The organism is Caballeronia sp. M23-90 (assembly GCF_053574605.1).
The window spans coordinates 1-5,307 of sequence record NZ_JBSIPA010000443.1 but is presented as its reverse complement, the minus strand read 5'-3'; the positions used below and the strand labels follow the sequence as shown (position 1 = coordinate 5,307).

The 5,307-nt window shown below is 60.5% G+C and carries 7 protein-coding genes and 1 tRNA gene; 1 reads left to right on the top strand and 7 read right to left on the bottom strand.

Features of this window, described 5'->3' with window-relative positions; all coding sequences use genetic code 11:
- The first annotated feature begins 43 nt into the window (after positions 1–43).
- The gene (rodA, locus tag ACRXB1_RS29440) at positions 44–1,192 is read left to right on the top strand and encodes a rod shape-determining protein RodA (RefSeq protein WP_086381471.1); all 1,149 of its coding nucleotides are present in this window, start codon (positions 44–46) and stop codon (positions 1,190–1,192) included.
- 57 nt (positions 1,193–1,249) lie between these two features.
- On the opposite strand, the gene ACRXB1_RS29435 is transcribed toward rodA, so the two are convergent.
- The 7 genes from ACRXB1_RS29435 to ACRXB1_RS29405 all read right to left on the bottom strand — a co-directional run.
- Entirely contained in the window at positions 1,250–1,924 is a 675-nt protein-coding gene (locus tag ACRXB1_RS29435) for a tetratricopeptide repeat protein (RefSeq protein ID WP_062168574.1), read from the bottom strand.
- Positions 1,921–2,703 (bottom strand): HpcH/HpaI aldolase family protein, encoded by a 783-nt coding sequence (locus tag ACRXB1_RS29430; protein ID WP_449494032.1) that lies wholly within the window; start codon positions 2,701–2,703, stop codon positions 1,921–1,923. The genes ACRXB1_RS29435 and ACRXB1_RS29430 overlap by 4 nt, the downstream gene beginning before the upstream one ends.
- 170 nt (positions 2,704–2,873) lie before the next feature.
- Positions 2,874–3,320 carry a 6-carboxytetrahydropterin synthase QueD gene (queD, locus tag ACRXB1_RS29425; protein ID WP_060817535.1) on the bottom strand — a complete coding sequence of 149 codons (447 nt, stop codon included), beginning with the start codon at positions 3,318–3,320 and terminating at the stop codon, positions 2,874–2,876.
- A gap of 25 nt (positions 3,321–3,345) precedes the next feature.
- Complete coding sequence (gene queE, locus ACRXB1_RS29420) at positions 3,346–3,978, bottom strand: 7-carboxy-7-deazaguanine synthase (RefSeq protein WP_449494031.1); 633 nt, start codon at positions 3,976–3,978, stop codon at positions 3,346–3,348.
- A gap of 2 nt (positions 3,979–3,980) precedes the next feature.
- The gene (gene queC / locus ACRXB1_RS29415) at positions 3,981–4,715 is read right to left on the bottom strand and encodes a 7-cyano-7-deazaguanine synthase QueC (RefSeq protein WP_062170329.1); all 735 of its coding nucleotides are present in this window, start codon (positions 4,713–4,715) and stop codon (positions 3,981–3,983) included.
- Positions 4,716–4,890: 175 nt separating this feature from the next.
- A tRNA-Phe gene (locus tag ACRXB1_RS29410) sits at positions 4,891–4,966 on the bottom strand.
- Between the two features lie 98 nt (positions 4,967–5,064).
- Positions 5,065–5,307: helix-turn-helix domain-containing protein (locus tag ACRXB1_RS29405; protein ID WP_449494030.1), on the bottom strand; the 243-nt coding region annotated here is incomplete at its 5' end.

Genomic DNA, 5,307 nt, shown 5'->3' with positions numbered 1-5,307 from the left:
CGGCGGCATCGACGAGTAAAGAAGGAGAACCGTCATGCAAGCGATGCAGTTCGACAAGCGCGCCTGGATGGACCGCACGAAGCGCATGTTTGCGGGTTTCGACAAACCCCTCGCGCTGATTGTGTTCCTGCTGCTGTGTGTTGGAATCGTGACGCTGTATAGCGCGAGTCTCGATGTGCCCGGGCGCGTTGAGGACCAGTTGCGCAACATCATGCTGACGTTCTGCCTGATGTGGATCCTTGCCAACGTCCCTCCGCCCACGCTGATGCGTTTTGCCGTGCCGCTTTATACGTTCGGCATGGCGTTGCTGATCGCGGTCGCCACGTTCGGCCTCACGCGAAAAGGCGCGAAACGCTGGCTGAACGTGGGCGTGGTGATCCAGCCGTCCGAAATCATGAAGATCGCGATGCCGCTCATGCTCGCGTGGTATTTCCAGCGGCGTGAAGGCCAGATCCGCTGGTGGGATTACGTCGTCGGGTTTCTGATCCTGGTGCTGCCAGTAGCGATCATCGCGAAGCAGCCCGATTTGGGGACCGCCGTGCTCGTGTTCGCGGCAGGGCTTTTTGTCATCTATTTTGCGGGCCTGAGCTTCAAGCTGATCGTGCCGGTGCTGGTTGCAGCGGTGCTGGTGGTGGCGAGTATCGGCGTGTTCCAGGAACGCATCTGCCAGCCGGAAGTGAACTGGCCTTTGATGCACGACTACCAGAAGCATCGGATCTGTACGCTGCTCGATCCGACTTCCGATCCGCTCGGCAAGGGCTTTCACACCATTCAGGCCGTGATCGCGATCGGTTCAGGCGGGACGTTCGGCAAAGGCTGGCTCAAGGGCACGCAGGCGCATCTGGAGTTCATCCCGGAGAAACATACCGACTTTATTTTCGCGGTGTTTTCGGAGGAGTTCGGGCTTGCCGGCGGACTTGTGCTGCTCTTTCTTTATATGGCGCTGATTGCGCGCGGGTTGTTCATTGCGGCGAACGGCGCGACGTTGTTTGGCCGGTTATTGGCGGGATCGCTGACCATGGCGTTCTTCACGTACGCGTTCGTGAACATCGGGATGGTGAGCGGGATCTTGCCGGTAGTCGGCGTGCCGCTGCCGTTCATGAGTTATGGGGGAACGGCGCTGACCACGCTCGGCGTCGCGGTCGGACTTATCATGAGCGTGTCGCGACAGAAGCGGCTGATGAAGGGATAAAGCGTCTGGACTCAAGAAGGCCCGCGATTCGATCGATGATCATCGCGGGCTTTTTGTTTATTGCGGCCGTTCCTGGGAAAGCTCCGCGCTCAGTTGCTGGTATTTCAGCTTCGCCGCGGGGTCGCCTTGAGCCGCTGCCGCCGCGTAATACGCACGCGCGACATTGATGTTCTTCTGCACGCCGTCGCCGCCGCGTTCATAGAACGATCCCGCCACGTATTGCGCGGTCATGTCGCCGCCTTCGGCTGCTTTCTTGTACCAGGCGAAGGCCTGGGCGTTATCGCGCGGGGTGCCGCGGCCATCGAGAAATTGGTTCGCCAGCGCCAGTTCCGCCTGCACGTGTCCCTGGCTCGCCGCCCGCAAAAACCAGCGATGCGCCTCAGCCGGATCACGATCCACAAACTGGCCATCGTCGAACATCTTGCCGTACACGAACTGCGCCTGTGTCATGTCGGCGTCGGCGGCCTTGCGCAGCCATTTCTTGCCTTCGGGGACATCGGCGGGACCGCCCTCGCCGTTGACCAGCATCATCGCGTAATTGAATTCCGCGAGACGGCTGCCCTTCTTCGCCGCGCGAAGAAACTCCGAGCGCGCCGCGCCGAAATTGCCCGCGTTGTAATCGGCGACGGCGTTTTGCGTGGCCATGTCGCTGCCCTTCACCGTTTGTGCGTTTGCTGCGCCGTACGTCAGCAATAACGCGACGGAAACTGCGCCCAATAATCCGGGTTTCATGCCCTCGCCTCCTGCAACGCCTGGCGCGTCGCCTTCAATAACCAGCTCACATCCGATGACAACGCGATCACCTTCACGCCCGCCTCCGCGTACTGCCGCGCGCTCGCGGAATCGAGCGCGAAAATGCCGCTCGCGATACCCGCGTTCTTCGCGGTATCGATGACCTTCGTGATCGCCGCCTGCACGTCAGGATGTTTCGATTCGCCGAGATGCCCGAGGCTCGCAGCCAGATCCGCCGGCCCGATAAACAGGCAATCGACGCCCGGCGTCGCGGCAATCGCTTCGACGTTGGCAAGCGCCAGTTCCGACTCGATCTGCACGATCGTCGATATCTGCGCGTTCGCCGTCGTCACATAATCGCGACGAACGCCGTAAGCCGCCGCGCGCACCATACCGGCAGCGCCGCGCAGACCATCGCGTGCTTCGCCGTCCGGATATTGCGTGAGACGCACGGCATGTTGCGCTTCTTCCGCCGTCTCGACGTTCGGGAACATCAGCGTGCGCGCGCCGGCATCGAGTACGCGCTTGACCAGCCAGCCGTCGTGCGCCGGGACACGGACAATCGGTTCGGTCGGAAGATGCGCCGCGGCAATCGCACGGAGTTGCGCGACGACGTCCTGGCTGTCGTTCGGAGAATGCTCCATGTCGATGCAAAGCCAGTCGAAGCCCGCATGCGCGAGCGCTTCGGCAATGTCGGCGCTGCCCATCGACAGCCACATGCCATACAACGTGCCGTGCTCGCTGAAACGCTGCTTGAGGAGATTCGTGTAGGTGCTCATGGCGTGATCCCCGCTGGATCGGCCTTGAACGTGGCGGAAGGGTTCGCTCGCATGTCTCGCTCCGTTAGCATGTCGCCGGGATGCGCCGCAGCAAAACGTGCGGCCCACTCAACAATCTTTGACGATCATACCGTGATAAAAGCGAAGCCGCGGAGCGCGAAAAGCCGGCGTCAGACGCCTTCGACGTCCGCCCAGCAATTCGGTGTTTCGTACAGCCGGATGCGCTTGAGCTTCAGGTTGACGCCGTAGTGCGCGTCGTAGACGCCGGAGAGAATCCGGAACGCCTCGGCGGCTAGATTTTCGACCGTTGGAATACGGTCGAGCACGACGGTCTTGTGATCGGCCATTTGCTCGAGAAAACCGCGCACGATTTCATCGCGTGCGTACACGATAAACGCGTGGTCCCACTTGTTGACGAGATGCTCCATGGCGAGCGCTTTGACATCGGCGAAATCCATTACCATGCCGCGATCCGGCGCGCCTTCCGTTTCGACGAGCTCACCCTGCAGCGTGATTTCCAGCACATACCGATGGCCATGCAGATTCCGGCACTGGCTGCGGTGATCGGGGATGCGGTGGCCCGCATCGAATTCGAGTTTTCGGGTAATCGTCTGCACGTCGGCTCAGCTTGGGTGATTCGCGTTAGGGGATGTTCAGGTACTTGTGCGTCTGCATGGACAGGCGCCATTGCGGATGCCGCTTGCACCAGTCGATAGCGAGCTTCGTGTTGATGTCGCGCGACGGACCGTCCATGGGCTGCACGAGGAAATACTCGAAGTCGAGCTTCGCGTAATCGGCAAGCGGCTGGTTGTCTTGCGGCACGACGACTTTGAGCTCGTTGCCCTTCGTCACGACCAGCGGCGCACCGGCTTTCGGGCTCACGCAAATCCAGTCGATGGTATCCAGCACCGGCATCGATCCATTCGTTTCGATAGCCATCTCAAAGCCCGCAGAATGCAGTGCGTCCACGAAAGGCTGGTCGATTTGCAACATGGGCTCGCCACCCGTGCAGACCACGAACTTGTGCGCTTCGCCTTCCGGCCATTGCGACGCGATCATTGCGACGAGATCAGCCGGCGTCTTGTATTTGCCGCCGTTCTCGCCATCCGTGCCGACGAAATCCGTATCGCAAAACTGGCACACCGCCTCCGCGCGATCTTCCTCGCGGCCCGACCACAGGTTGCATCCGGCGAAGCGGCAAAATACGGCCGGGCGGCCGGCATTCGCGCCTTCGCCCTGCAACGTGTAGAAGATTTCCTTTACTGCATACGTCATGATCAGACTGGTTCCGTGGTGACTTGCTCACCCGATTGATAAGCTTCGAAGCCGCGCTTGCGCAGCTTGCACGCCGGGCACTGGCCGCAGCCGAAGCCCCACGCGTGCAACTCTGCACGCTCGCCTACATAGCATGTATGCGTCTCGACGCGTACCAGCTCCACGAGCGACTCGCCACCGAGCACTTCGGCCAGGCGCCAGGTGTCGGCCTTATCGAGCCACATCAGCGGCGTTTCGAGCAGGAAGCGGCTGTCCATGCCGAGATTGAGTGCGACTTGCAGCGCCTTCATGGTGTCGTCGCGGCAATCGGGGTAGCCGGAGAAATCCGTCTCGCACATGCCGCCGACCAGCACTTTCAGTCCGCGCCTGTACGCAATAGCTGCCGCGATCGTCATGAACATCAGGTTGCGGCCAGGCACGAAGGTGTTGGGCAAACCGTTCGCGGTCGCTTCGATTTCGATCTCGCGTGTCATGGCGGTGTCGCTGATGGCGCCGAGCACGGACAGGTCGATCATGTGGTCTTCGCCAAGCCGGTCGGCCCACTTCGGGAACTGCTTTTTCAGCGATGCCCGGAAGCCTTCCCGGCATTCGAGTTCCACACGATGCCGCTGCCCATAGTCGAACCCGAGCGTCTCGACGGTTGTGAAGCGGTCGAGCGCCCAGGCGAGGCACGTGGCCGAATCCTGGCCGCCGGAAAACAGCACCAGTGCGCTGTCTTTAGCGTCTGTCCGAGTCACCATGAAACTCCTGGTTGGTTTTGCACGATCTGGCCAACAATCAAATTCATTGTTGCAATGTCAGCCAAGTCTTTGAAGAACCAAGGATTTTAGCATGGCGCCGTTTTTACGCACTGTCGCGGCGCAATGGAAAAGGCCCGGAAACCTTTCGGCTTCCGGGCCTTTCTTGCAACTGTGGTGGCCTGGGACGGAATCGAACCATCGACACGCGGATTTTCAATCCGCTGCTCTACCAACTGAGCTACCGGGCCACGAAGAACGAAAGTATATCAAAGGGGATTATGTCGCTCAAGACCTTTTAGCGATTTTTTTGATGAAACGATCGCCAACGCCTTGCTCAGCATGCCCTTCAGGCTTCGCTCTTGTTCTTGCCAAGGTCCACGCCGAGCTGTTTGAGCTTGCGGTAAAGGTGCGTGCGCTCCAGTCCCGTTTTCTCTGCCACACGCGTCATGCTGCCATTTTCACGCGCAAGGTGATACTCGAAATACGCGCGTTCGAAGGCATCGCGTGCATCGCGTAACGGGATGTCGAAAGAGATGGACGCGGTCGCGCCCGCAGGATTCGCCGCCGGGCTCGCGCCCACGCCGTTGGA